We start from the raw sequence: 24,884 nt of genomic DNA on the forward strand, positions 1-24,884 counted from the left end.
GGAGGCGCGCGACCCGGACAAGTCGACAGAGTTACTTAGCGAGCGCGGCCTTGACCTGTGCGGAGACGGCGGTCATGTCGGCGCGGCCGGCCAGCTTCGGCTTCAGCACGCCCATCACCTTGCCCATGTCCTGCGGGCCGGCAGCGCCGGTTTGCGCGACCGCCGCCTGCACCTCGGCAACGATTTCCGCTTCGGACATCTGCTCAGGCATGTACGCGGAAAGAATGGCCAACTCGGCCTTTTCCTTGTCCGCAAGATCCGTACGTCCTGCGGCCTCGAACTGGCTGATCGAATCCTTGCGCTGCTTGATCATCTTGTCGATGACGGAGGTTATGGCGGCATCGTCGAGCGTGACCCGCTCATCGACTTCACGCTGCTTGATCGCGGCGAGCAGCAGGCGGATCGTCCCGAGACGTTCGGTCTCGCGCGCCCGCATGGCAGCTTTCATATCGTCGTTGATCCGGTCCTTGAGACTCATCACTCACCTGAATTGCGTTGAAAAGTTGAAAAACCGGCCGGTCGACGGCGGCGATACCGCCGCATCAGCACAAAAACCCGCTTGGGACTTCTTCCTCAAGCGGGTTGGCGCAATTTTGCGTAGTGGATGCGACCCTGCCGGTTGGCCCGACGGGCCGGGTTTGCCATGATGACACCTGTCGTGCCGCCATCGGCTTGGATGCTGCCGCGCCACGTACAGCGGGGCAACGCCAGAATCAGTAGAGCTTCCTTGGCAGCATCTGGCCACGCAGACGCTTGAAATGACGCTTCACCGCCGCCGCTTTCTTGCGCTTGCGTTCGGCTGTGGGTTTCTCGTAAAACTCGCGAGCGCGAAGTTCCGTCAGTAAGCCGTTTTTCTCCATGGTGCGCTTGAAACGGCGCATGGCGACTTCGAACGGCTCATTGTCTTTTACGCGGATGGTCGTCATTTTTCAATAACGGAACTTTGCAAAGGTTCAGGAGTATAGCAGAGCTTTCTCACAAAGCCATTGCGCCGTCAAGCCCCCGGGCATATTCGGCCGCCGCCTCGCCCGCCGCGACACCCGACGCCCACGCCCACTGGAAGTTGTAGCCGCCGAGCCAACCGGTCACGTCGACCGCCTCGCCGATGAAGTAGAGGCCCGGCACCCGCGCGCTCATCATCGTGGTCGATGACAAACCGCGCGTATCGACCCCGCCGCGCGTCACTTCGGCCTTGCGATAACCCTCGGTGCCGTTCGGCGTGAGGGTCCAGCGCGATAGCGCCTCACCGATGCCGCGCAGCGCCTTGTCCGGCAGATCGGCGACGCGGGCCTCGGCAACCATCCGGTGAGTGTCGAGCCACACATGCGCGAGCCGCTGCGGCACCCATTCCGATAGCAGATTGGCGATCTGCCGCTTCGTGCCGTTTTTCGCGTCGATGAGCGCAGTCGCGGCGTCGCGCTCCGGCAGCAGATTGATGTGAATCGGCTCGCCGGGCTGCCAGTAGCTCGAGATCTGCAGCACGCCTGGGCCCGACAGGCCGCGGTGCGTGAGCAGCAGATCTTCGGTGAATTCGGCGCCGGTCTTCGTATTGCCAGTCGACAGCTGTACTTCAAGCGACACGCCCGATAGCGCCGCGAACGGCTCCCAGTCGGCCGGAGCGAAGGTCAGCGGAACCAGCGCGGGACGCGTGTCGATCAACTTGTGGCCGAACTGCCTGGCGATCCGGTACGCGAAATCGGTCGCGCCGATCTTCGGGATCGACAGACCGCCCGTCGCGATCACGAGCGCACGGGCGGCGATCGTGCCCGCCGTCGTGCCGAGCAGGAACTGTCCTTCGGCGTCCTGGCGCACCTCTTCGACCGACAGCGGCGTGCGCCATGCAACCCCACCGGCGTCGCACTCGTTCTTCAGCACGTCGATGACCGCGTCGCTCGACTGATCGCAGAACAGCTGGCCCTTGTGCTTCTCGTGCCATGTCACGCGATGCTGCTTCAGCAGCGCCATGAAATCGCGCGGCGTATAGCGCGCGAGCGCCGAGCGGCAAAAATGCGGATTCGCCGACAGATAATTGGCCGGCCCCGCATACAGATTCGTGAAGTTGCACCGGCCACCGCCGGAAATGCGGATTTTTTCCGCGAGACGCTGCGAGTGGTCGATCAGCGCCACACGCCGGCCGAGTTGACCGGCCACGGCCGCGCACATCATGCCGGCCGCGCCCGCGCCGATCACCGCGATATCGAAGGATTCCATGGGGCCGTATTGTACCTGCCGGGCCCTCGCGTCCATGCCCGTGCTCTGCCGGCCGCCTGCGGCCGCCTGTCCGCGCTGGTATACTTTCAGGCTTACCTTTCACTTCCGGACGCGCGTCGCGCGCGCCCGTCTCAAGCGATTCATCATGCTCGTTCTCGGCATCGAAAGCTCCTGCGACGAAACCGGTCTCGCGCTCTACGACACGGAGCACGGCCTGCTCGCGCACGCGCTGCATTCGCAGATTGCGATGCATCGGCAGTACGGCGGCGTCGTGCCGGAGCTTGCATCGCGCGACCATATCCGCCGCGCGCTGCCGCTGCTCGAAGAGGTGATGGAGCGCGCCGGCGTCGCGCGCGGCGACATCGACGCGATCGCTTACACGCAAGGGCCCGGGCTCGCGGGCGCGCTGCTGGTCGGCGCGAGCGTCGCGAATTCGCTGGCGATGGCGTGGAACAAGCCGACCGTGGGCATTCACCATCTCGAAGGGCATCTGCTGTCGCCGCTGCTCGTCGACGAGCCGCCGCCGTTCCCGTTCGTCGCGCTGCTGGTCTCGGGCGGCCACACGCAGTTGATGCGCGTGACGGACGTCGGCTTCTACGAGACGCTCGGCGAGACGCTCGACGACGCCGCCGGCGAAGCCTTCGACAAAACCGCCAAGCTGCTGGGCCTCGGCTATCCGGGCGGCCCCGAAGTCTCGCGCATGGCCGAGTTCGGTACACCCGGCGCAGTCGTGCTGCCGCGCCCGATGCTGCATTCCGGCGACCTCGATTTCAGCTTCAGCGGCCTGAAGACCGCCGTGCTCACGCACGCGAACCGGCTGGGCGGCGCGAACATCTGCGAGCAGGCCAAGGCCGACCTCGCGCGCGGTTTCGTCGATGCCGCCGTCGACGTGCTGGCCGCGAAATCGCTAGCGGCGCTCAAGCGCACGAAGCTGAACCGGCTGGTGGTGGCGGGCGGCGTCGGCGCGAACCGGCAATTGCGCGAAGCGCTGTCGGCCGCCGCGCAGAAGCGCAATTTCTACGTCCACTACCCGGACCTGTCGCTGTGCACGGACAACGGGGCGATGATCGCGCTGGCCGGCGCGCTGCGTTTGCAACGCTGGCCCGAACAGGCCGGCCACGACTACGCGTTCACCGTGAAGCCGCGTTGGGATCTGACGTCGCTCGCGCACTGAACCGCCGCCCCAAGAGGACAAAAAGCCGCTTTACAAGCGGCTTTTTTGCTTCAATGCTTTCGCAACGAAACAGCGTGGAGCGATCAGGAACGTATCAGGCGAGGCGCTTGTCCCGCTCGATCACCGCATACGCGCTGTGATTGTGAATCGACTCGAAGTTCTCCGCTTCTAGCACATACGCGACGATGCGCTCGTCGGCATTCAGACGCTGGGCAACGTCGCGCACGAGATCTTCGACGAACTTCGGATTTTCATACGCGCGCTCGGTGACGAACTTCTCGTCCGGGCGCTTGAGCAGGCCCCACAGTTCACACGACGCTTCTTCCTCGGCGATACGGATCAACTCTTCGACAGCGACGTCGCCGTTCAGCTCGGCATCGATCGTCACGTGCGAACGCTGATTGTGCGCGCCGTACTGCGAGATCTTCTTCGAGCACGGGCACAGGCTCGTGACCGGCACCAGCACCTTCAGGAACACCCGCGTCGCGCCATGGCGGGTCTCGCCGGTCAGCGTGACTTCATAATCGAGCAAGCTCTGCACGCCCGACACCGGCGCGGTCTTGTTCACGAAGTACGGGAACGACACTTCGATGCGGCCCGCCTCCGCCTCGAGTTTTTCGAGCATAGCCGCGAGCATCGTGCGGAACGTGGCCGGTTCGAGCGGCGCCTTGTTCTCTTCGAGCAACGCGACGAAGCGCGACATGTGGGTGCCCTTCTGCTCGGCCGGCAGATGCACGTCGAGATTCCACGTGCCGACCGACGGCTGCACTTCGCCACCTTGCGTGCGAATCGTCAACGGATGACGCACGCCCCTCACGCCGACCCGCTGGATCGGAATCTGGCGCGTGTCGGGGGTGCTTTGCACGTCGGGCATCACGAAAGCGGGATTCATCTGATTCATTCTTTTGTCCTTTCTGGAAAGCGCCGGGCTGCGCCAAGGTTTCGCTGCATCGGCGACTATCGCGCAGCGAGTGCGAGGCACCCATCGGCCATGCGGATCAGTGCGCGCAACGGCGAACGCCGGCTCGCGCCGGCGTTGGGTGACGGCCCACAACACCCGTCGGTTCAAACTGGAGATTGCCGAAGCCGCCGTCGCATGACGGCGGCATGAGTCGCACCTACGACGGCACGAGAGCCGACAGCGCTTTACGCGACGCGCTTCACGGACGACTGACCGCCGACCGCGCCGCTCGCAAGGAAGCGTTCGCGGATCGACCGGGCGATACCCGCGGCGTCGAGACCGCACGCGGCGAGCAGCTTGGCCGGGTCCCCGTGATCGATGAACCGATCGGGGAGGCCCAATTGTAGTACGGGGCGCATAACCCCACTCGCGAGCAGGGCTTCGACGCACGCCGAACCCGCGCCACCCATGATGGAGCCTTCCTCGACGGTGACGATCGCGTCGTGCGTCTCGGCCAGCTTGCGCACGAGTTCGGTGTCGAGCGGCTTCACGAAGCGCATGTTCGCGACGGTGGCGTCGAGTTGCTCGGCGGCCGCGAGCGACGGCGCGACCATCGTGCCGAACGCGAGAATCGCGATGCGCTTGCCGGCCGGCGCCGACGTCTCGCGACGCACTTCGCCCTTGCCGAGCGGCAACGCGGCCATCTGCTTGACCGTTGCGACCCCGGTACCCGCGCCGCGCGGGTAGCGCACAGCGGTCGGATGCGACTGCTGCAACGCGGTGTACAGCATCTGGCGGCACTCGTTTTCGTCCGACGGCGCCATCACGGTCATGTTCGGAATACAGCGCATGAACGCGAGGTCGTACGCGCCCGCATGCGTCGCGCCGTCCGCACCAACGAGACCCGCACGATCGATTGCGAACACCACCGGCAGGTTTTGCAGCGCGACGTCGTGAATCAGCTGGTCATACGCGCGTTGCAGAAAGGTCGAATAGATCGCGACGACAGGCTTCATGCCGTCCGCGGCAAGGCCGCCCGCGAACGTCACCGCGTGCTGCTCGGCGATGCCGACGTCGAAGTAACGATCCGGGAAGCGCTTTTCGAACTCGACCATGCCCGAGCCTTCACGCATTGCCGGCGTAATGCCGATCACGCGCGAGTCGAGCTCGGCTGCGTCGCACAGCCACTCGCCAAACACCTGCGTGTAGGTCTTTTTCGACGGCGTCGCGGCCGGTTTGATGCCCTCGGCCGGATTGAACTTGCCGGGGCCGTGGTACAGCACCGGATCAGCCTCGGCCAGCTTGTAGCCCTGGCCTTTCTTCGTGACCACGTGCAGGAATTGCGGCCCGCGCAGTTCCTTGATGTTTTGCAGCGTCGGAATCAGCGAATCGAGATCGTGACCGTCGATCGGTCCAATGTAGTTGAAGCCGAACTCTTCGAACAGCGTCGCCGGCACGATCATGCCCTTCGCGTGCTCCTCGAGCTTGCGCGCGAGATCGAGCACCGGCGGCGCGACGCGCAGCACGCGCTCGACGCCCGCGCGCGCGGCCGCATAGAAGCGCCCGGACATCAGACGCGCGAGATGGCGATTCAGCGCGCCGACCGGCGGCGAGATCGACATGTCGTTGTCGTTGAGGATCACGAGCAGCGGCACGTCGTCTTCGACGCCCGCGTTGTTCATTGCCTCGAAGGCCATGCCGGCCGTCATCGCGCCGTCGCCGATCACGGCAATGCCCATGCGGTTGTCGCCTTGCAGCTTGCTCGCGATCGCCATGCCGAGCGCGGCCGAAATCGACGTGCTCGAGTGCGCGGTGCCGAAGGTGTCATATTCCGATTCGTCGCGCTTCGGGAAGCCCGAGATGCCGCCCAACTGACGCAGCGTGTGCATCTGGTCGCGACGACCGGTCAGGATCTTGTGCGGATAGGTCTGATGGCCGACGTCCCAGACGATCCGGTCGTGCGGCGTATCGAAGACGTAGTGCAGCGCGATGGTCAACTCGACCGTGCCGAGGTTGGACGAGAGATGGCCGCCCGTCTGCGATACGCTGTCGAGCACGAAGGCACGCAACTCGTCGGCAAGCGGGTGCAATTGGCGGCGATCGAGGCGGCGCAGGGCTGCCGGGTCGTCGATGGTTTTCAGCAAGTCGTACATCGTCGTTCCATTGTAGGAAAACTTACGCGCCCGCACTTCATACATGCACCCCGGGGATGGAGGGTGCGCGGCGGCGGGCTTTCGCGTTCAGCTGACCCGGTTCACCACCAGGTCGGCCAGTTCGGCAAGACGCTGCGCGCGCGCGCCGAACGGCGCGAGCGCGGCGTGCGCGTCGCTGCGCAGTTGCGCCGCGAGCGCGCGCGACGCGTCGAGCCCAATAATCGACACGTAGGTCGGCTTGCCGTCCTTCGCGTCCTTGCCGGCGGTCTTGCCGAGCGTTGCGGAGTCGGTCGTGACGTCGAGAATGTCGTCGACGACCTGAAACGCAAGACCGACCGCGGCGGCGTAGGCGTCGAGCGACGCCAGACCCTGCGCGTCCGGCGTCTCGCCGGCCAATGCGCCCATGCGCACGGCCGCGCGCAGCAGCGCGCCGGTCTTCATGCGATGCATGGTCTCGAGCTGCGGGCGGGTCAGCGTGTGGCCGACGCTCGCCAGATCGATGGCCTGGCCGCCGCACATGCCGATCGAGCCGCTTGCGAGCGCGAGTTCGCGTACGAGTGAGGCCTGCTGCGGCCGGCCGAGTACGTCGGACGTGAGCACGATGAATGCCTGCGACTGCAGCGCGTCGCCGACCAGCAGCGCGGTCGCTTCGTCATACTTGACGTGGACCGTCGGCTTGCCGCGGCGCAGTTCGTCGTCGTCCATGCAGGGCATGTCGTCGTGCACGAGCGAGTACACGTGAATCATTTCCAGCGCCGCCGCCGCCGCATCGAGGCATTCGGCACGCGCGCCGGTCAGCTCGCCGGCCGCGTGGCACAGGAGCGGCCGCACCCGCTTGCCGCCGCCGAGCACCGCATAGCGCATCGCCTCGTGCAGCCTGGCGGGTTCGGTCGTCTCGGCCGGCAGATAGTGTTCCAGAGCCGTTTCGACGCGTTCGAGCACCGAGCGCGTCCATTGTTCGAATGTCATAGGTCGTCCCCGCTCTCAGTCGCGGCTGTTCCTGCGGTATTCATGGGCAGCGGCTTGAGGGTCTCGCCATCAAGGACCCGCACCTGCTGCTCGACCTTTTCGAGCTGCTGTTGACAGAATGCGACAAGTGCCGCCCCGCGACGGTAAGCGGCCAGCGATTCCTCGAGGCTCAGACTGCCGCCTTCCATGCGCGCGACGAGTTCTTCCAGTTCGGTCTGCGCGGCCTCGTAGTTCTCCGGCAGCGGCGCGCTATCGCCGCTTTCGGCTGGTGCGGCGGCGGAATCGTTCGATGCGGTCTTCGCCATGAATAGTCGCAAAATTAAAACAAGTCGGACATTCTACGGCAAAAGCGACATTTTCGATCCGCTCGCCGGCCTGCGCCCCGCCGTGCTGTCTCGCTTCGAGCCTGTCCGATGCCCACCCTTGCCCCGCTTCGACCCTGAAGTCTCGCAGAAAAAAAGCTCGAGGTCTGCGGCGAAAATGCCGAACTTTCTTGACATTTTTAACCCAAATCAGGGACTTAAGTGCCCCTGTCACAGGGAAACGGGTATAATCGCGGGCTCCCTAAATCGAATCTTCGATGGTTGGGTTGTTCACTGCTTTCACGTCTTCATCGGGAGTGGGAATGTCCAATCTGAGCAATGCATTGCAGTTGCGGTCTGTTCATAGCCAGCTGCCAGTCACGGCTTACTTTGACGAAGCGCTTCTTACGCGCGAAATCGACACCCTTTTCAAGAAAGGTCCTCGCTACATCGGCCACGATCTCATGGTGCCCGAAGCGGGGGATTATTTTGCCTTGCCCAGCGAACGCGAGGGGCGGGTACTCGTCCGTAACCAGCAGTCGCAAGTCGAGTTGCTGTCGAACGTGTGCCGCCACCGGCAAGCCATCATGCTCAACGGCCGCGGCCAGACGCAGAACATCGTCTGTCCGCTGCATCGCTGGACGTACGACCTGAAGGGCGAGCTGCTCGGCGCGCCCCATTTCGCCGACAACCCGTGCCTGAATCTCGGCGCCACGCCACTGCAGAACTGGCAGGGTCTGCTGTTCGAGGCCCAAGGTCGGGACGTCGCGAAAGATCTCGCACGCCTCGGCACCAAGCGCCATTTCGATTTCTCGGGCTTCATGTTCGATCACGTCGAAGTCCATGAGTGCAACTACAACTGGAAGACCTTCATCGAGGTCTATCTGGAGGACTATCACGTCGCACCGTTCCATCCGGGCCTCGGCAGCTTCGTCAATTGCGACGATCTGACGTGGGAGTTCGGCGACTGGTACAGCGTGCAGACGGTCGGCGTGCACAAGGCGCTCGAGCAACCGGGCAGCCCGACGTATCGCAAGTGGCACGACGAAGTGCTGCGCTTTCGCGACGGCAATCCGCCCGAGTTCGGCGCGATCTGGATGGTGTACTACCCGGGCATCATGATCGAGTGGTATCCGCACGTGCTGGTCGTGTCGTGGCTGATTCCGCGCGGTCCGCAGAAGACCACCAACGTGGTGGAGTTCTATTACCCCGAGGAAATCGCGCTGTTCGAGCGCGACTTCGTCGAAGCCGAGCGCGCCGCCTATATGGAGACAGCCCGCGAAGACGACGAGATCGCCGAGCGCATGGACGCCGGCCGCCTCGCGTTGATGGAGCGCGGCGAATCACAGGTCGGACCGTATCAGAGCCCGATGGAAGACGGTATGCAGCACTTCCACGAGTTTCTGCGGCGCGAACTCGGCACGATCTGATCCGCGCCGCGTGGCGCATCGATCGACTCAAGGAAAGACGGGCTTCGACCCGTCTTTTTTTGTTTAGACTACCGATATAGACCGGCCATGCGCCAGCCGCGTGAACGACGCGGCCCGCAGCCGCCATCGCCCGTATCGAGGAGACCCTCATGCCCCACACTCATTACACCACCCTGATCTCCGCGACCAATCTTGCCGAGCGGCTCACGGCCGCGCCGGGCAGCGTGTTCGTGATCGACTGCCGGTTCGACCTCGCCGACACCGACGCGGGCGAGAAAGCCTGGCTGGCCGGCCATCTGCCGGGCGCGCACTATCTGCATCTCGATCGCGATCTGTCCGGGCCGAAGAACGGCTCGAACGGCCGGCATCCGCTGCCCGATCGCGCGCGGCTCGTCGAAACGCTGGAGTCGCGGGGACTGAAGCAAGGTCAACAGGTCGTCGCATATGACGCACAAGGCGGCATGTACGCGGCGCGCGTCTGGTGGCTGTTGCGCTGGCTCGGTCACGACGCGGTCGCGCTGCTCGACGGCGGGCTGCAGGCATGGGAAGCGGCTGGCCAACCGCTGACGCAGGACGTGCCCGCGCAGAACACCGGCGACTTCAAGGCGGCCGCGCCGCTCGCCGTGACCATCGATACCCAGGCGGTCGAGCGCAACCTCGGTTCGAAGGAGCGAATCGTCATCGATGCGCGCGCGGCCGATCGCTATCGCGGCGAAAACGAGACGCTCGACCGCGTCGGCGGCCATATCCCGGGCGCGCTGAACCGCTTCTTCAAGGACAACCTGACCCCCGACGGCCGCTTCAAGCCGGCGCACACACTGCGTGAGGAATTCCACGCGCTGCTCGGCGACACGCCGCCCGAACACGTGGTGCTGCAATGCGGCTCGGGCGTGACCGCCTGCATCAATTCGCTTGCGATGGAGGTTGCCGGCCTGCATGGTTCAGCGTTGTACGCGGGCTCCTGGAGCGAATGGAGTTCCGACCCGAAACGGCCGGTGGCGACGGGGGCGAAACCTTGAGCGCGAGCCGCCGCAAGTCGTAACCAGACGCGAGGAATTCGAGCAGCGCTTCAAGCCACGCCGTGCTGCTTGAACCACACGAGCGCGCGACGCCAGCCATCCTCGGCATCGGCCTTCCTGTAGCTCGGACGGTAATCGGCGAAAAACGCGTGACCTGCGTCGTCATATACGACGAACTGCGAGCCGCGTCCCGCTTGCGGCCCTTGCGCGATCGCCTGCTTCATCTGCTCGAGCGTGTCCTGCGGATTGCTTTGATCCTGGCGCCCGTACAGGCCGAGCACCGGCGCATGAAGGTCAGCGACGAGATCGATCGGATTGGCCGGCGTCATCGCATTCTTCGCGCCGGTCACGCGACCGTACCAGGCGACCCCCGCCTTCACGCGCGGATTGTGTTCGGCATAGAGCCACGAGATGCGCCCACCCCAGCAGAAGCCGTTCACGCCGAGCCGGTTCAGGTCGCCGCCGTTTTCGCCGGCCCACGCGACGGCTGCGTCGAGGTCGGCCAGCACCTGCTCGTCGGGTACCTTGCTGAGCAGTTGCTCGCTCAGTTGCTGGATGCTCGTGTAGACGGTCGGATCGCCCTCGCGCTCGAACAGGTTCGGCGCGATTGCCAGATAGCCCAGCTTCGCGAAGCGCCGGCAGACGTCCGCGATATGCTCGTGCACGCCGAAAGCCTCATGCACGACGAGGATCACCGGCAGATGCGTCTTGCCCTTCGGCTGCGCGCGGTAGGCCGGTATCAGCGTACCGAGCGAATGAAACGCCACCTCCCCTGCTTCGAGGCCGTCGCTGTCGGTATGAATGGTTTGCGCCGAGACTGGCAGCACCGCCGCTGCGAAACCGGTGCCCAGCGCCGCCTTGATGAAGGTGCGCCGATCGAAGGGAACGTGCGGGACCAGGCAGTCGACCTCAGGCTTCAGCATGTGGCGCTCCTCGAAGTACTGTTAGAGGCAACAGGATACGCCTTGCGCGCATCCCGTTGCACATTCAACTGAGGAGATCGTCCGCGCGCGTCAGTGCAGCTTGACGCGCGGCAGCGTGGTACGGTGCAACCAGTGCGCGAAGGTGTCGAGCACCATGCGCGGATAGCCGTGCAGCGCCGCGATATGCAGCCGGTACAGCGACATGTACATGAAGCGCGCGAACAGCCCTTCGATCAGCATATTGCCGCCAATCACCCCGCCCATCAGATTGCCGACCGCGCTGAAGTGGCCGAGCGAGACCAGCGAGCCGAAGTCGCGATAAGTGAATTCCGGTAGTGGCCTGTTGTCGAGGCGCGCCGCCAGTCCTTTCATCAGAAAGCTCGACTGCTGATGCGCGGCCTGCGCGCGCGGCGGCACGTTGCGCTCGTTGCCCGGCCACTCGCAGGCCGCGCAGTCGCCAAGCGCGAAGATGTTGTCGTCGATCCCGGTTTGCAGCGTACGGCGCACGACCAGTTGGCCGAGCCGGTTGACCGGCAAGCCGTCGAGCTGACCGAGCACCGCCGGCGCCTTGATGCCCGCCGCCCACACGGTCAGATCGGCCCGCACGGTGTGACCGCTCGCGGTGCGGATGTAGCCCGGCGCGACCTCGGCCACCGTCTCGCCGATCATCAGCTTCACGCCGAGCCTGGTCAGCAATTCGGCGGTGGCCGTGGAAACGCGCTCCTGCAACGCGGGCAGAATGCGCGGCCCCGCCTCGATCAGCACGATGCCGACGTCATGCCGCGGATCGAGCTTGTGCAAGCCATACGCGGACAACACCTGCGCGGTATTGCGCAACTCCGCCGACAACTCGACCCCCGTCGCGCCGCCGCCGACGATCGCCACCTGAATGCGCGGCTCGCTCGACGTCCACGTGCCGGGTCCCGGTCTCGACTCGACGGGTTCGTGCGCCTGATGCTCGGCGCGCACGCATGCGGCGATCAGGCGCTTGCGGAAACGCTCTGCCTCGCTAACCGTATCCAGTGCTATGGAGAATTCGGCCGCTCCCTTGACGCCGAAGAAGGCCGTGGTACTGCCGATCGCGATGATCAGCGTGTCGTACTCGAGCTCGCGTTCGGGCAGCAGTTCAGCGCCGTCGTCGTCCAGCACGGTGCCGAGCGTAATGCGTCGATTCGTGCGGTCGAGTGCGGTCAGGTCGCCTTGCTGGAACGCGAAGCCATGCCAGCGCGCCTGCGCCGCGTACGGGAGCTCCTGCGTGAACGGGTCCATGCTGCCCGCCGCCACCTCGTGCAGCAGCGGCTTCCAGATATGCGTCGGATAGCGGTCGACCAGCGTGACCTGGGCCTGCGCGTTGCGCCCCTTCTTGTCGGCCCCATAGCGATCGCCAAGACGCGTCGCTAGTTCCAATCCTCCCGCACCTCCGCCAACGACGATAAATCGATGCATTGCACTTCTCCGTGTAGCCGATGAATTATCTGTCGCGACGCTGCGCATGAATGCGCCGTCCTGAACCGATTGTCCTCGACCCGCCTAAGAAGTCACAAGTCGCCAAAACCCATGTGTCACATGCGCACGACGTTATCGTGCGCATGTCACGGGCATGTCAATGCGCTTCCTCCCAGTTCAGGCCCGCGCCGACCTCGGCGACGAGCGGCACCTTCAGCGCGGCGACGCCGCACATCAGTTCTGGCAGGCGCATGCGGACTTCGGACAACTCAGCGTCGGGCACTTCGAGAATCAGTTCGTCATGCACCTGCATGATCATCCGCGTGCCGATCTTCGAGTCTTCGATCCAGTTCTGCACGGCGATCATCGAAAGCTTGATCAGGTCGGCCGCGGTGCCCTGCATCGGCGCGTTGATCGCTGCACGCTCGGCGGCCTGGCGGCGCGGACCGTTGCCGCCGTTGATCTCGGGCAGCCACAGACGACGGCCGAACACCGTTTCGACGTAGCCCTTCGCCTTCGCGCTCAAACGCGTCTCGTCCATATAGCGCGCGACGCCGGGATAGCGCGCGAAGTAGCGGTCGATATAAATCTTCGCCGCATCGCGCGTGATGCCGAGGTTCGACGCGAGTCCGAACGCGCTCATGCCGTAGATGAGCCCAAAGTTGATGACCTTCGCGACGCGCCGCTGATCGCTCGACACTTCGAGCGGCGTCACGCTGAAGATTTCCGACGCGGTGGCGCGGTGAATGTCCTCGCCCTGCGAAAACGCGCGCAACAACGATTCGTCGCCCGAGATGTGGGCCATGATGCGCAATTCGATCTGCGAATAATCGGCGGAGACGAGCTTGTGCCCGGGCGGCGCGATGAACGCCTCGCGGATGCGCCGACCTTCGCCGGTACGCACCGGAATGTTCTGCAGGTTTGGATCGTTCGATGCGAGCCGCCCCGTCACCGCGACGGCCTGCGCGTAGTTCGTATGCACGCGGCCGGTGTGCGGATTGACCATGCGCGGCAGCTTGTCGGTATAGGTCGACTTCAGTTTCGACAGGCCGCGATGTTCGAGCAGAATCTTCGGCAGCGGATAGTCTTCGGCGAGCTTCTGCAACACCTCTTCGTCGGTGGAAGGCGCACCGCTCGGCGTCTTCTTGATGACCGGCAGTTCGAGCTTCTCGAAGAAAATCTGACCAATCTGCTTTGGCGAGCCGAGGTTGAATTCGCCGCCGGCCAGTTCGTACGCCTTGCCTTCGAGTTCGATCAGACGCGTGGCGATCTCACTGCTCTGCTGACGCAGCTTCTCCGCGTCGATCAGCACGCCGGTCCGCTCCATCTTGCGCAGTACGCGCGAAGTCGGCACTTCGATCTCGCGATACACGTGGTCGAGCGACTTCTCCGCGGCGATCTGCGGATACAAGGCCTGATGCAGACGCAGCGTGATGTCTGCGTCTTCGGCCGCATATTCGGCGGCTTTGTCGAGCGCGACTTCGTCGAAGCCGATTTGCTGCGCGCCCTTGCCCGCGACCTCTTCGTACTTGATCGTCTTCACGCCGAGATGACGCAGCGCGAGGCTGTCCATGTCGTGTGTGCGATGCGATTCGAGCACGTACGACTCGAGCAGCGTGTCATGCTCGACGCCGCGCATTTCGATGCCGTAATTCGCGAGCACCTGTTCGTCGTACTTCAGATGCTGGCCGACCTTCTTGTTGCCGGCGCTTTCGAGCCACGGCTTGAGCTTCGCGAGCACTTCGTCGCGCGGCAGCTGCACTGGCGCGTCGGGGCCGCGATGCGCGAGCGGCACATACGCGGCGCGGCCCGCTTCGACCGACAGCGACAAGCCGACGATCTGCGCGATCATCGGATCGAGCGACGTGGTCTCGGTATCGAACGAGGTCAGCTCGGCCGCATCGATCCTGTCGAGCCACGCGTCGAGCTGCTCCCATGTTTGCACGGTCTCGTAGTGGCGCTCGTGATCGACGGACAACGCGGGGGGCACGTCGGTTTCCGGACCTTCGACCGCATCGGCGATTTCGACTTCGCGCAGCCACGTCTTGAAGCCGTGGCGCGTGAACACCTCGCGCAACTCTTCGCGCGATTCGGGAAGGCTCGGCAAACTCTCCTCGATCGACACGATGTGCCCGGTCAGATCGCAATGACGCTCGACTGTGACGAGCTTGCGCGCCATCGGCAAAAAGTCCAGCGCGCGGCGCAGATTCTCGCCGACCGCGCCCTTGATCTCGCTCGCATGCCCGACGATGCCATCTAGCGACTCATATTGCGTCAGCCATTTGACCGCGGTTTTCGGACCGCACTTCTCGACGCCCGGCACGTTGTCGACGGTATCGCCGATCAGCGACAGATAATCGATGATGCGCTCCGGCGGCACACCGAACTTCGCGACCACGCCGTCGCGGTCGAGCGTTTCGTTGGTCATCGTATTGACGAGCGTCACGCGGTTCGACACGAGCTGCGCGAGGTCCTTGTCGCCGGTCGACACGACCACGTTCATGCCGAGCTTTTCCGCTTCGGTGCACAGCGTGCCAATCACGTCATCCGCTTCGACGCGATCGATCATCAGCAGCGGCCAGCCGAGCGCACGCACCGCGACGTGAATCGGCTCGATCTGACGGGCAAGATCTTCTGGCATCGACGGACGGTTCGCCTTGTATTCCGGATACCAGTCGTCGCGAAACGTTTTGCCCTTGGCGTCGAACACGCACGCGCTATACTCTGCTGTGACTTCCTTGCGCATGCGCCGCAGCATGTTGATCATCCCGTAGAGCGCACCCGTCGGGCCACCCTCGGGACCGCGCAGATCAGGCATCGCATGGTAGGCCCGGTACAGATAACTCGAACCGTCGACCAACAGCAGGGTCTTACCTTCAAGGCTTCGTTCTTCAGGCATTATGACTAAGAGAAAAGTGATTCCGAGTCTGCGATCGCTCGCAGATCAAGAGCGCGCAACGGCCAAGAAAGCCCGCGCATCGTGGCAGATGTTCACGATTATGGCAGAGTTTATCGAGGCGACCGAGTACCTGTCGGAGATTCGCCCGGCGGTCAGCATCTACGGTTCGGCGCGCCTGAAACCGAACTCGCCGTACTACAAACTCGCCACGCAGATCGCGCGCAAATTGTCGGATGCTGGCTTCGCGGTGATCTCCGGCGGCGGCCCCGGCATCATGGAAGCGGCCAACAAGGGCGCGCATGCGGGCAAGGCGCCTTCGGTCGGTCTGAACATCGAGTTGCCGCACGAGCAGTCGGGCAACCAGTGGCAGGACATCTCGCTGCGCTTCCGCCATTTCTTCACGCGCAAGGTCACGTTCGTGAAGAACTCGGACGCGGTGATCGTGATGCCCGGCGGCTTCGGCACGCTCGACGAACTGGCCGAAGTGCTCACGCTGATCCAGACCAAGAAGTCGCGCCATGTGCCGATCATTCTGGTCGGCGCCGAGTTCTGGGAAGGTCTGCTCGCGTGGTTCAAGAGCGCTCTGATTCCGATGGGTTTGATCAATCCGACCGACATCGATCTGATGCAGGTGATCGACAATCCGGACCAGGTGCTCGAAGCGGTGCTCAAGTTCTACGAAGACCGCGAGGAAGGCGAAGTTCATCCGGTCAAGTCGGAAGAAGACCGGATGTTCTACCTGTGATGGCAAGAGGCTGCGCGCCTCGCATTGCGCGTAGCACGATGCCTATCGTCGCGCACATGGCGGGCAGCCTTCGGGCTGCCCGCTTTCGTTTAGCAGGCCAGTTTGCGGCTCGCTGACTGTCAACCGGATTGGCGAACAAATCGTTTGCACGCTTGCCGTCCGGCGCTAACGTGCTCAGCTGGTACTTGAAGCTCGCAATCTGAACGAACTCACCTCACCCGAAGCCGCGCTCGTGCCCATGCCGACGTTGCGTGAGATCTTCAGCGGCTTTCTCGACCTCGGTCTCATTTCATTCGGCGGCGCGTTGCCGCTCGCGAGCCATCTTCAAAGCGGCACATCCAGCGTAAGCGGGCTGTTTATCAGTGCCTCGGCCTGAGTTACTGAAACGCGACTTCCGCGAAACTCCGCAGCTTGCGGCTATGCAATCGATGCAGCCCATTCATCCGCAGCAGTTCCATCGCCTTCACGCCGATCTGCAGATGCTGATCGACCTGCGCGCGATAGAACTGATCGGCCATGCCCGGCAGCTTCAGCTCGCCGTGCAGCGGCTTGTCCGACACGCACAGCAACGTGCCGTAAGGCACGCGGAAGCGAAAGCCGTTCGCGGCGATCGTCGCGCTTTCCATATCGAGCGCGATTGCACGGCTTTGCGACAGCCGCTGCACCGGCTCGCGATGATCGCGCAGCTCCCAGTTGCGATTGTCGACGCTCGCCACCGTGCCCGTGCGCATCACGCGCTTCAGCTCGACGCCGTCGAGCTGCGTGACCTGCGCGACCGCGCGCTCGAGCGCGACCTGCACTTCGGCGAGCGCCGGAATCGGCACCCACAGCGGCAGATCGGCATCGAGCACATGATCTTCGCGCACATAGCCGTGCGCGAGCACGTAGTCGCCGAGACGCTGCGTGTTGCGCAGTCCCGCGCAGTGGCCGAGCATGATCCACGCATGCGGACGCAGCACCGCGATGTGATCGGTGATGGTCTTCGCATTCGACGGCCCGACCCCAATGTTGATCATCGTGATGCCGCTGCCGTCCGCGCGTTTCAGGTGATAGGCCGGCATCTGCGGCAGACGTGGCGGCAGCGTGCCCTCCTGCGCCTGCTCGCCGAGATTCTCGTTGTAGGTGATGACGTCGCCGGGCTCGACGAACGACGTGTATTCGCTGCGATAGCCGCGCAATTCCTCGTCGTCGGTACGGGCCATCATGCCCCGGCCGAGCTTGACGAATTCGTCGATATAGAACTGGTAGTTGGTGTACAGCACGTAGTTCTGCACATGCGTCGGCGAGGTCGCCGTGTAGTGCTTCAGCCGATGCAGTGAAAAATCGACGCGCGCCGCCGTGAACAACGCGAGCGGATGCGGCTCGCCCGGCAGCGGCTCGTACGTGCCGTTGACGATGCGGTCGTCGAGCAGCGCGAGGTCCGGTATATCGAAGATGTCGCGCATCAGGAACAGGCGCTCGCGGTCCAGATCGCCTTCGAGGTGGATGCCCTCGGCGAACGCGAAATGAATCGGAATCGGCTGGTCCGACACACCGACCTCGATCTGCACGTGATGATTCTTCGCCAGCAGCCGCAGTTGCTCGCGATAGTAGTTGCCGAACAGGTCTGGCCGCGTGACGGTCGTCTCGAACACGCCCGGCCCCGCGACGAAACCGTACGAGCGACGTGAATCGACGTGCGTGTTGACCTCGGTACGCACGCGCACGAACGGATAGCAGGCGCGCACGCGATGGTCGAACTGCTCGTTGCGGCGATAGCGCGCGAACGCATCGCGCAGGAACGACGTGTTCGCCTCGTAGATCGCGGCGAGGCGGGTGACGGCCTCGGCCGCGTCGTCGAAGCCTTCGGTTGGGAAGCTGTTGGCGGGAGTCTGCACCGTGCGCTGATTGATATCGTTGTTGATCATCATCGTTCACCCTTTTTGATGAGACGACATTACCACGGAACCCGCTGTTGCCAAATGTCGGCGGCGACGCTTGCAACAGCGCCCGCGAGAACGCGCGCAGGTTGCGCGAAAGCGGCGCAAAATAAGGCTTGGCGCCCGTGCGTCAGGCCGGATTTGCTAGAATCTGGCACCCAATCGGAGAATCACCATGAAGCTGCTCCTTCCCATCGCTGTTGCGCTGGCTCTGGCCTTCGGCAACGCCGCGATGGCTGCCCAGCCCGTCGACGAACCGCCGGCCGCCGGCGTGCCCCAGTCCGGCAATGAACGGGCCGGTCTGCCGGACCTGGACAAGATCAATCGTCCGGCCGCAGAGGTCAGCTCGAAGGTCGACATCAACGTTCCGCGCACGCCGAGCTTTCACGAAGTCAGCCCGAACGGCACCGAAATCACCGAATTCCGCGACAAGGGCAAGCCGGTCGAAATCGACGTGCATTCGAATTTCGGCACCCGCTACCAGATGAGCGCGTCGCCCGACACGTCGCCCACCGTCCACGACAGCGGCAAGCCCAGTACGCGCTTGCCATCGGTGAATCTCCACTATTGATCGTTACGAAAGCGGCACGCCGGCAACGGCGGCCGCGGCGCGACCGCGCCCCCGCTCAACCCGATCGCGGCCGCTGCGCGATGAACCCGCGCTGAATGCGGCGACGCTTGCACTTCGCCGTTCCGCATTCGTCGCCCGCTCCGCCTCATTCGTTTGTCTCACCTCGCACTGGCCGCACCGCGCCAGCCCGAACAACCTGATCCGACGTTTCCGCATGGCCGTCTTCACCGCTGTCAACGAATCCCAACTCGCAGAATGGATGAGTCACTACGATCTCGGCGATGTCGTCGAGTTTCGCGGCATTTCGTCCGGCATTGAAAACAGCAACTTCTTTCTGACGACGACGCGCGGCGAATACGTGCTGACGATTTTCGAAAAGCTGACAGCTGAACAACTGCCGTTCTATCTGAACCTGATGCGGCATCTTGCCGCGCATCGCGTGCCGGTACCGGATCCGATGCCGCGTCTCGACGGCGCGCTATTCGGCATGCTGCTCGGCAAACCCGCGACCATCGTGACAAAGCTCGAAGGCGCACCCGAACTCTCGCCGGGCGTCGAGCATTGCGTCGAGGTCGGCCAGATGCTCGCGCGCCTGCACCTCGCGGGCCGCGACTATCCGCGCTATCAGCCGAACCTGCGCAGCCTGCCGTGGTGGCGCGAAACCGTGCCGACGATCCTGCCGTATCTGGAAGGCGAGCAGCGCGATCTGCTGGCCTCCGAGCTTGCGCATCAGGAAGCGTTCTTCGCCTCCGCCGATTACGCGGCAATGCCCGCAGGCCCGTGCCACGCCGACCTGTTCCGCGACAACGCGATGTTCGCTCACGCGGCGCCCGACACCGGCCACGAAGTGCGGCTCGGTGGTTTCTTCGATTTCTATTTCGCCGGCTGCGACAAGTGGCTGTTCGACGTCGCGGTGACGGTCAACGACTGGTGCGTCGACCTCGCGACCGGCAAGCTCGACGCCGAGCGCACCGAGGCGCTGTTGCGCGCGTATCAGACGGTGCGGCCGTTCACCGTCGAGGAAAACCATCACTGGGGCGACATGCTGCGTGCGGGCGCATACCGTTTCTGGGTCTCGCGCCTGTATGATTTTCATTTGCCGCGCGCGGCCGAACTGCTGAAGCCGCACGACCCCGGTCATTTCGAACGCATTCTGCGCGAGCGCCTGCACGGCGTCGCGAATCCAGGCATCCATACCTCATGCAACTGATCGAAGTCCCCGCGAAAACCGGCTATGTGTGGTTCCGCCAGGGTATCTGGCTGTTCCGCAAGAATCCGCTCGCCTTTCTGACGCTGTTCTTCACCTATTTGCTGGTGATGACGCTCGTGTCGCAGATTCCGGTGGTCGGCGGCGTGTTGCCGCTATTGTTCATTCCCGGTGTCGCGGTCGGCTTCATGGCCGCATGCCGCAACACGATCGCGGGCAAACCGGTGTTTCCGACCATCCTTGTCGACGGCTTTCATTCGTATGGCCCGGTGGTCGCGCGGCGGCTGCTCGTGCTCGGCGTGCTGTATGTCATCGCCATGGCGCTCGTGCTGGCCGGCTCGGCGCTCGCCGACGGCGGCATGCTGCTGAAGGTGATGCTCGGCAACGCGTCGATGGACGAGAACACGATCGCCAACAGCAATATCCCGCTCGCGGTGATCACCGCGCTCGCGTTCTACATACCGGTCGCGATGCTGTTCTGGTTCTCGCCCATCCTCGCCGCCTGGCACGACGTGCCGCCCGTCAAGGCCATGTTCTTCAGCGTCGTCAGTTGCTGGCGCAATCGCGGCGCTTTCGTCGTATTCGCGGCGCTGTGGTTCGCAGTCGCAACGGTCGTGTCGATCGGGCTGTCCGTGCTGATGCAGGCGCTCGGCGCGGCCGACTTCGCGTTCGCGATCCTGATGCCCGCGACGATGATCGTCACGACCATGCTGTACTGCTCGTTCTACGCGACCTATCGCGGCTGCTTCGGCGTGCAGACGCCGCAAACGCCGGATCTGCCGACCACGCCGGCGGCCTGATCCGTCGTTCCCGCGCGGGAGCCGTTCTGGCGCCCGCGCGCGCCGCGTGTTCCGCGCGCACCTTCCCGACGTCTCTGTCGACACACCTGTTCCCGACGCTCGGCATCCTGAATCGACTTGCGGCACAATGGTTTGCGTGCAATCCATTTGCACGCTCTTTTTGCCGAGATGAATCATGACCCAGCGCCCCGCTCTCCCCTTCACGCTCGACGAGCAACTGTGCTTCGCGCTCTACTCGACCTCGCTCGCGATGACGAAAGCGTACAAGCCGCTGCTCGAAAAGCTCGGACTCACGTATCCACAGTATCTGGCGATGCTCGTGCTGTGGGAAACCGACGACGTCACCGTCAAGGACATGGCCGCGCGCCTGAATCTCGATCCGGCGACGGTCACGCCGCTGCTCAAGCGCCTCGAAGCGCAGGGACTCGTCGAGCGCGCGCGCGGCACCGACGATGAGCGCCTCGTCTACATTCGCCTGACGGGCGCGGGCAAGGCGCTCAAGCGTCAGGCGCGCGACGTGCCCGGCGAAATCTTCTGCGCGACGCAGCAGACGGCGGACTTCCTGCTGCGTCTGCGCGACGACCTCACACGCCTGCGCACGACGCTCAACGACTTCATGGACCAGTAGGGCGATAACTGAAAAGGACTAGTTCCGGTTCCATCGAAAAATTAATTTGTGCACAAATGATTTGTGTACTATCTTGGTCATCTGTCGCTTCGCTAGCGCTTCGCTAGCGCTTCGCCAGACCGGCGAACCGGCAGCCAGCGGCAAACAAGCCAACCCTGATACCCCAGACTAGGAACCGCACCATGAACATCCTCTACAAGGCAAGCGCAACGAGCACCGGCGGCCGCGACGGCCGCGCCGTATCGTCGGACGATGCATTGGACGTGAAGCTGGCGGCACCGCGTGAACTCGGCGGAAATGGTGCAGCAGGCACGAATCCCGAACAGCTGTTTGCAGCCGGCTACTCGGCCTGTTTCCTGAGCGCCATGAAGTTTGTCGCCGGCCAGCGCAAACAGGCCCTGCCGGCCGACACGCAGGTTTCCGCCGACGTCGGCATCGGTCCGAACGACAAGGGCGGCTTCGCGCTCGACATCGACCTGCGTATCACTCTGCCGGGTCTGGCTGCGGACACTGCCAGGGAACTGGTGGATGCAGCGCACCAGGTCTGCCCGTACTCGAACGCTACGCGTAACAACGTCGCGGTTCGTCTGCACGTCGCTTGAGGTCAGGTCGGCCGTTGCGCCGATCAGCAATGCTCAAGAAGAACCGCTCACGGCGCATTACCCTGCGCCGTCGCGAGCAGCGCCCGCACCCTGCACAATAGGGCTGGGCGCTGATTGTTTTCGCGCGCACGGCACGCATCCTGCGTAGCCGGTCCTCGACCACCTTCAGCCCGACTGCCTCTCCCGATGACACGCGCCCGCCGCCTGCAGCGTTCGCCGCCTGGTGCGACGGCCGCACCGGCTATCCGCTCGTCGATGCCGCGATGCTGCAGTTGAACCAGACCGGCTATATGCACAACCGTCTGCGGATGGTCGCGGCAAGCTTCCTCGCGAAGGATCTCGGCATCGACTGGCGGCTCGGCGAGCGATACTTCGCCGATTTGCTGAACGACTTCGATTTCTCGGCGAACAACGGCGGCTGGCAGTGGGCCGCCTCGACCGGCTACGGCGCGCAACCTTACTCCCGTATTTTCAATCCGCTCACGCGATCCGAAAAATTCGACCCCGACGGCGCTTTATCAAACGATATCTACCGCAGCTCGCGAACTTGCCGGCAAAATGGATTCACGCGCGGTGGCTGGCCGGCGCGGAGCGGCTCGCGGAATTCGGTGCATGGTACTGGGCGGGAATTATCCCGAACGGATCGTCGACCAGGCACAGGCCCGCGAGCGCACACTGGCCTGATACGGAAAGTGAGTGCCTGCTCACATTATTGAATAAGAAGGTCTGAAGGGGGCGAAGATGCGCCGTCTGCCGTCGCTGCTCGTGTTTTTGATCCTGACGCTGGCGGCCGGCTGGGCCGCGAGTCTGTCTCTGCCGGACGCGTGGTACACGGGCCTGCAAAAGCCTGTGTTCAATCCGCCGAACTGGGTTTTCCCACCGGTCTGGACCGTACTTTACGTGCTGATGGCGTTTTCCGCGTGGCGCGTGTGGAAGCGCGACGGCCTGACCGCGGCGATCGTACTGTGGGTCGTGCAGCTGGTGTTCAACGCCGCGTGGATGTGGCTGTTTTTCGGCCTGCATCGGCCGGAGACGGCGCTGATCGACATCCTGATTCTGCTGCTACTGATCGTGATGCTGACGTATGTGTTCTGGCGGCGCGATCGCCTCGCGGGCATTCTGCTCGTGCCGTATGTCGTGTGGGTCGCGTACGCCGCGCTTTTGAACTACGCGTTGTGGCAGCTGAATCCGGCTGCTTGAGTGGAGTCTGCCGAGCGGTCGCGAAGGCCGCGCGATGAGAAAAGGGGAGTGCGCGACACGGGCACTAGCCTGATCGCCAACCCCAAACACCAGCGCCTCACCACGCGCCGATGTTCCGATTGCTGACGGCCTGATGCCGATTACAGGCAGTCGGCTTAGCCGTAGTGCTGGCTCATCCACGACGGACGCGCGTTCGTCTCTTGATCGAGCTTGCGCATGCGGAATTCGAGATCGTAGAGATCGGTCGCTTCAGCGAGATAGGCGTCAGCGCGCTCCTTCGCGAGCTGGTCCGGCGACTTGGTCAGAAACAGGAACAGGCGGCTGATCAGATACATGGTTCACCTCGGCAATGATAGCTAGGCGGTTACGCCTAAGGGATAACCCGCATTATAGGGAAAACCCTGATTTCATGCCACTAATCATTTTCGAGGTGTTGCCCGGACGTCACCGCCCGACCGACGATGCCGCCAATCCTTCCGCGATTCGGCCCGCGTCCGCACGACGCTGATGCCGGAAAAACTCCCACAGCATGGCGCTCGCGTCCGGGCCCTTGGACGAATGGAAGGGCAGCGCATCGTCGCCGCCGGCCCATGCGTGACCCAGCCCCTGCACACGACAAACCCGTACCACGCGCCGCCCGCCGCGCAGATAATCGCGCATCACGACGCCATTTTTGCGGTCCTCGCGCGTCTCGCCGGCTTTGCGCGCGCCGTTCGCGTCAATGAGGCGGTTCAGACGCAGAAACTGTGTCGCCAACTGGTCCGCGTTGACCGGCGCCACCACATGGTCGGCATCGCCGTGGACGATCAATGCCGGCATGCCCGGGTATTGCGCGACGTTCGTGGTTTCGTCGACGAGTTCCGCCGGCTCGCGACGCGCGCCGCGCCGCATCACGTCCATCGCGGTAATGCCGGAGCGCGCCTCGCCGAAAGCGGGGCCGGAATGCAGCGCGACCGCGGCGAAATGCCCGGGGTACTTGACGGCCAATAGCGCGGTCAGCCCCGCGCCCGCCGAAATCCCCGCCACGTAGACACGCGCGCGGTCAAAGCCGTGCTGCTCGACCAGCGAATCCACTAGCGACACGACCGCGCGCGCTTCCGCGCCGCCCGCGTTAGCGCCGGCATCGTACCAATGCCAGCAGCGGTGCGAGTGCGCGTGCTTCGACTGCTCCGGATACACGACCGCGAAGCCGTGGCGGTCGGCGAGCAGGTTCATGCGCGTACCCTCGGCGAATTCGTCGATCGACTGCGTGCAGCCATGCAGCATCACGACCAGCGGCATCGCCTCATGCGCGTGCCCGGACGGGATATAGAGCCCGTACTGCAGGTGATTGACCAGCCGGCCCGGCGCGGCCGGCGCGGAATGGAACGAGCGCGTCCACGCGCCGCTCGCCCACGCTGCCGCGCGTGGACGCACGCGCGACTCGCGCGGCGCTTCGCGTTTCATCGGCGTGCGTAGCGCGGCAGCCGGCTTCAGTGGATGAGCCTTGCTCGACGGTTTGGTGGTGGCGGCGCGAACCGGTCGCGCCTGCGCTCGCTTGGCGGTTTTTTGCGCGTGTTCGGTTTGGATCGCGAGCAGGCGCTTCAAACCACGCAGCCAGATTTTCGATAGGCTTTTTGCCATCGGCGATAACCTCGCAAAAGAGACAAATGCGGACCCCAAAACTGCGGATCAGATGAAGTTGTGCAATGCACAATAACATCATTTTTCCTGCGGTGCTGAACACAGCGCCGCTCTTCGTGCCCCATTTCGATCGTCGCGAACCTTGCCGGGGCCCTGTCGTCA

Annotated in this window: 24 protein-coding genes and 1 pseudogene; 12 read left to right on the forward strand and 13 right to left on the reverse strand. The window is 64.0% G+C overall.

Features of this window, described 5'->3' with window-relative positions; genetic code table 11:
• Positions 1–31: 31 nt before the first annotated feature.
• The 3 genes from F6X37_RS17195 to F6X37_RS17205 form a co-directional block, all read right to left on the reverse strand.
• Positions 32–478 (reverse strand): GatB/YqeY domain-containing protein, encoded by a 447-nt coding sequence (locus F6X37_RS17195; protein WP_184057455.1) that lies wholly within the window; start codon positions 476–478, stop codon positions 32–34.
• Positions 479–713: 235 nt separating this feature from the next.
• On the reverse strand, positions 714–926 hold the full coding sequence (gene rpsU, locus F6X37_RS17200) for a 30S ribosomal protein S21 (protein ID WP_018424196.1): 213 nt from the start codon (positions 924–926) through the stop codon (positions 714–716).
• Between the two features lie 49 nt (positions 927–975).
• Positions 976–2,211 (reverse strand): NAD(P)/FAD-dependent oxidoreductase, encoded by a 1,236-nt coding sequence (locus F6X37_RS17205; protein WP_187612165.1) that lies wholly within the window; start codon positions 2,209–2,211, stop codon positions 976–978.
• A gap of 145 nt (positions 2,212–2,356) precedes the next feature.
• Here F6X37_RS17205 and tsaD point away from each other — a divergent pair, with 145 nt between their 5' ends.
• Positions 2,357–3,385 (forward strand): tRNA (adenosine(37)-N6)-threonylcarbamoyltransferase complex transferase subunit TsaD, encoded by a 1,029-nt coding sequence (gene tsaD, locus F6X37_RS17210; protein WP_187612166.1) that lies wholly within the window; start codon positions 2,357–2,359, stop codon positions 3,383–3,385.
• Positions 3,386–3,479: 94 nt separating this feature from the next.
• Here tsaD and folE2 read toward each other — a convergent pair whose 3' ends face one another.
• The 4 genes from folE2 to F6X37_RS17230 all read right to left on the reverse strand — a co-directional run bounded on the left by folE2 (position 3,480) and on the right by F6X37_RS17230 (position 7,713).
• Positions 3,480–4,286, reverse strand: coding sequence for a GTP cyclohydrolase FolE2 (gene folE2 / locus F6X37_RS17215; protein WP_187612167.1), 807 nt, complete (start codon positions 4,284–4,286; stop codon positions 3,480–3,482).
• Positions 4,287–4,531: 245 nt separating this feature from the next.
• Positions 4,532–6,439 (reverse strand): 1-deoxy-D-xylulose-5-phosphate synthase, encoded by a 1,908-nt coding sequence (gene dxs, locus F6X37_RS17220; RefSeq protein WP_184057459.1) that lies wholly within the window; start codon positions 6,437–6,439, stop codon positions 4,532–4,534.
• 87 nt (positions 6,440–6,526) lie between these two features.
• A complete protein-coding gene (locus F6X37_RS17225) occupies positions 6,527–7,408 on the reverse strand; it encodes a polyprenyl synthetase family protein (protein ID WP_184057461.1) in 882 nt (293 codons plus the stop codon).
• A complete protein-coding gene (locus tag F6X37_RS17230) occupies positions 7,405–7,713 on the reverse strand; it encodes an exodeoxyribonuclease VII small subunit (protein WP_090808406.1) in 309 nt (102 codons plus the stop codon). The genes F6X37_RS17225 and F6X37_RS17230 overlap by 4 nt, the downstream gene beginning before the upstream one ends.
• A gap of 320 nt (positions 7,714–8,033) precedes the next feature.
• Here F6X37_RS17230 and F6X37_RS17235 point away from each other — a divergent pair, with 320 nt between their 5' ends.
• Positions 8,034–9,140 carry an aromatic ring-hydroxylating oxygenase subunit alpha gene (locus F6X37_RS17235; RefSeq protein ID WP_013092999.1) on the forward strand — a complete coding sequence of 369 codons (1,107 nt, stop codon included), beginning with the start codon at positions 8,034–8,036 and terminating at the stop codon, positions 9,138–9,140.
• 149 nt (positions 9,141–9,289) lie between these two features.
• Entirely contained in the window at positions 9,290–10,159 is an 870-nt protein-coding gene (locus F6X37_RS17240) for a sulfurtransferase (RefSeq protein ID WP_187612168.1), read from the forward strand.
• A gap of 50 nt (positions 10,160–10,209) precedes the next feature.
• Here F6X37_RS17240 and F6X37_RS17245 read toward each other — a convergent pair whose 3' ends face one another.
• The 3 genes from F6X37_RS17245 to polA form a co-directional block, all read right to left on the reverse strand.
• A complete protein-coding gene (locus F6X37_RS17245) occupies positions 10,210–11,082 on the reverse strand; it encodes a dienelactone hydrolase family protein (protein WP_187612169.1) in 873 nt (290 codons plus the stop codon).
• Between the two features lie 90 nt (positions 11,083–11,172).
• On the reverse strand, positions 11,173–12,528 hold the full coding sequence (locus F6X37_RS17250; RefSeq protein WP_187612170.1) for an NAD(P)/FAD-dependent oxidoreductase: 1,356 nt from the start codon (positions 12,526–12,528) through the stop codon (positions 11,173–11,175).
• A 157-nt stretch (positions 12,529–12,685) separates the two neighbouring features.
• Positions 12,686–15,427, reverse strand: a complete 2,742-nt coding sequence (gene polA / locus F6X37_RS17255) for a DNA polymerase I (protein WP_187612171.1) — start codon at positions 15,425–15,427, stop codon at positions 12,686–12,688.
• A gap of 1 nt (position 15,428) precedes the next feature.
• On the opposite strand from polA, the gene F6X37_RS17260 reads away from it, so the two are divergent.
• Positions 15,429–16,172, forward strand: a complete 744-nt coding sequence (locus tag F6X37_RS17260) for a TIGR00730 family Rossman fold protein (RefSeq protein WP_035471771.1) — start codon at positions 15,429–15,431, stop codon at positions 16,170–16,172.
• Positions 16,173–16,404: 232 nt separating this feature from the next.
• Complete coding sequence (locus F6X37_RS37970; RefSeq protein ID WP_410451376.1) at positions 16,405–16,548, forward strand: hypothetical protein; 144 nt, start codon at positions 16,405–16,407, stop codon at positions 16,546–16,548.
• A gap of 1 nt (position 16,549) precedes the next feature.
• Here F6X37_RS37970 and F6X37_RS17270 read toward each other — a convergent pair whose 3' ends face one another.
• Positions 16,550–18,076, reverse strand: a complete 1,527-nt coding sequence (locus tag F6X37_RS17270; RefSeq protein WP_410451377.1) for an AMP nucleosidase — start codon at positions 18,074–18,076, stop codon at positions 16,550–16,552.
• Between the two features lie 190 nt (positions 18,077–18,266).
• On the opposite strand from F6X37_RS17270, the gene F6X37_RS17275 reads away from it, so the two are divergent.
• From F6X37_RS17275 to F6X37_RS17305, 7 genes and pseudogenes are all read left to right on the forward strand, one after another.
• Positions 18,267–18,662, forward strand: a complete 396-nt coding sequence (locus tag F6X37_RS17275) for a hypothetical protein (RefSeq protein ID WP_090808396.1) — start codon at positions 18,267–18,269, stop codon at positions 18,660–18,662.
• Positions 18,663–18,876: 214 nt separating this feature from the next.
• Positions 18,877–19,872, forward strand: coding sequence for a homoserine kinase (locus tag F6X37_RS17280; RefSeq protein ID WP_090808392.1), 996 nt, complete (start codon positions 18,877–18,879; stop codon positions 19,870–19,872).
• Positions 19,863–20,669 (forward strand): BPSS1780 family membrane protein, encoded by an 807-nt coding sequence (locus tag F6X37_RS17285; protein ID WP_090808390.1) that lies wholly within the window; start codon positions 19,863–19,865, stop codon positions 20,667–20,669. Before F6X37_RS17280 ends, F6X37_RS17285 begins: the two co-directional genes overlap by 10 nt.
• A gap of 175 nt (positions 20,670–20,844) precedes the next feature.
• Positions 20,845–21,297 (forward strand): MarR family winged helix-turn-helix transcriptional regulator, encoded by a 453-nt coding sequence (locus F6X37_RS17290; RefSeq protein ID WP_090808388.1) that lies wholly within the window; start codon positions 20,845–20,847, stop codon positions 21,295–21,297.
• A 182-nt stretch (positions 21,298–21,479) separates the two neighbouring features.
• Positions 21,480–21,899 carry an organic hydroperoxide resistance protein gene (locus tag F6X37_RS17295; protein WP_187612172.1) on the forward strand — a complete coding sequence of 140 codons (420 nt, stop codon included), beginning with the start codon at positions 21,480–21,482 and terminating at the stop codon, positions 21,897–21,899.
• A 209-nt stretch (positions 21,900–22,108) separates the two neighbouring features.
• A pseudogene (locus F6X37_RS17300) lies at positions 22,109–22,583 on the forward strand (FAD-binding domain-containing protein); the annotation flags it as partial.
• A 57-nt stretch (positions 22,584–22,640) separates the two neighbouring features.
• Positions 22,641–23,099 carry a TspO/MBR family protein gene (locus F6X37_RS17305; RefSeq protein WP_090808383.1) on the forward strand — a complete coding sequence of 153 codons (459 nt, stop codon included), beginning with the start codon at positions 22,641–22,643 and terminating at the stop codon, positions 23,097–23,099.
• Positions 23,100–23,254: 155 nt separating this feature from the next.
• Here the strand turns inward: F6X37_RS17305 and F6X37_RS17310 are convergent, their stop codons facing one another.
• Both F6X37_RS17310 and F6X37_RS17315 read right to left on the reverse strand, forming a co-directional pair.
• Positions 23,255–23,434, reverse strand: coding sequence for a DUF3563 family protein (locus F6X37_RS17310; protein ID WP_090808381.1), 180 nt, complete (start codon positions 23,432–23,434; stop codon positions 23,255–23,257).
• Between the two features lie 109 nt (positions 23,435–23,543).
• The gene (locus F6X37_RS17315; RefSeq protein WP_187612173.1) at positions 23,544–24,722 is read right to left on the reverse strand and encodes a PHB depolymerase family esterase; all 1,179 of its coding nucleotides are present in this window, start codon (positions 24,720–24,722) and stop codon (positions 23,544–23,546) included.
• Between the last annotated feature and the right edge of the window lie 162 nt (positions 24,723–24,884).

The organism is Paraburkholderia sp. 31.1 (assembly GCF_014397645.1).
Lineage (GTDB): Bacteria > Pseudomonadota > Gammaproteobacteria > Burkholderiales > Burkholderiaceae > Paraburkholderia > Paraburkholderia tuberum.

Bases quoted from the DNA above. Each gene is read 5' to 3' on its own strand.
- F6X37_RS17260 (WP_035471771.1), top strand. From the start codon at position 15,429: ATGACTAAGAGAAAAGTGATTCCGAGTCTGCGATCGCTCGCAGATCAA.
- F6X37_RS17285 (WP_090808390.1), top strand. From the start codon at position 19,863: ATGCAACTGATCGAAGTCCCCGCGAAAACCGGCTATGTGTGGTTCCGC.
- F6X37_RS17205 (WP_187612165.1), bottom strand. From the start codon at position 2,211: ATGGAATCCTTCGATATCGCGGTGATCGGCGCGGGCGCGGCCGGCATG.
- F6X37_RS17225 (WP_184057461.1), bottom strand. From the start codon at position 7,408: ATGACATTCGAACAATGGACGCGCTCGGTGCTCGAACGCGTCGAAACG.
- F6X37_RS17250 (WP_187612170.1), bottom strand. From the start codon at position 12,528: ATGCATCGATTTATCGTCGTTGGCGGAGGTGCGGGAGGATTGGAACTA.
- tsaD (WP_187612166.1), top strand. From the start codon at position 2,357: ATGCTCGTTCTCGGCATCGAAAGCTCCTGCGACGAAACCGGTCTCGCG.
- folE2 (WP_187612167.1), bottom strand. From the start codon at position 4,286: ATGAATCAGATGAATCCCGCTTTCGTGATGCCCGACGTGCAAAGCACC.
- F6X37_RS17280 (WP_090808392.1), top strand. From the start codon at position 18,877: ATGGCCGTCTTCACCGCTGTCAACGAATCCCAACTCGCAGAATGGATG.
- F6X37_RS17295 (WP_187612172.1), top strand. From the start codon at position 21,480: ATGAACATCCTCTACAAGGCAAGCGCAACGAGCACCGGCGGCCGCGAC.
- F6X37_RS17310 (WP_090808381.1), bottom strand. From the start codon at position 23,434: ATGTATCTGATCAGCCGCCTGTTCCTGTTTCTGACCAAGTCGCCGGAC.
- F6X37_RS17305 (WP_090808383.1), top strand. From the start codon at position 22,641: ATGCGCCGTCTGCCGTCGCTGCTCGTGTTTTTGATCCTGACGCTGGCG.
- F6X37_RS17245 (WP_187612169.1), bottom strand. From the start codon at position 11,082: ATGCTGAAGCCTGAGGTCGACTGCCTGGTCCCGCACGTTCCCTTCGAT.
- F6X37_RS17290 (WP_090808388.1), top strand. From the start codon at position 20,845: ATGACCCAGCGCCCCGCTCTCCCCTTCACGCTCGACGAGCAACTGTGC.
- dxs (WP_184057459.1), bottom strand. From the start codon at position 6,439: ATGTACGACTTGCTGAAAACCATCGACGACCCGGCAGCCCTGCGCCGC.
- F6X37_RS17230 (WP_090808406.1), bottom strand. From the start codon at position 7,713: ATGGCGAAGACCGCATCGAACGATTCCGCCGCCGCACCAGCCGAAAGC.
- F6X37_RS17275 (WP_090808396.1), top strand. From the start codon at position 18,267: ATGAAGCTGCTCCTTCCCATCGCTGTTGCGCTGGCTCTGGCCTTCGGC.
- polA (WP_187612171.1), bottom strand. From the start codon at position 15,427: ATGCCTGAAGAACGAAGCCTTGAAGGTAAGACCCTGCTGTTGGTCGAC.
- F6X37_RS17195 (WP_184057455.1), bottom strand. From the start codon at position 478: ATGAGTCTCAAGGACCGGATCAACGACGATATGAAAGCTGCCATGCGG.
- F6X37_RS17315 (WP_187612173.1), bottom strand. From the start codon at position 24,722: ATGGCAAAAAGCCTATCGAAAATCTGGCTGCGTGGTTTGAAGCGCCTG.
- F6X37_RS17240 (WP_187612168.1), top strand. From the start codon at position 9,290: ATGCCCCACACTCATTACACCACCCTGATCTCCGCGACCAATCTTGCC.
- F6X37_RS17235 (WP_013092999.1), top strand. From the start codon at position 8,034: ATGTCCAATCTGAGCAATGCATTGCAGTTGCGGTCTGTTCATAGCCAG.
- rpsU (WP_018424196.1), bottom strand. From the start codon at position 926: ATGACGACCATCCGCGTAAAAGACAATGAGCCGTTCGAAGTCGCCATG.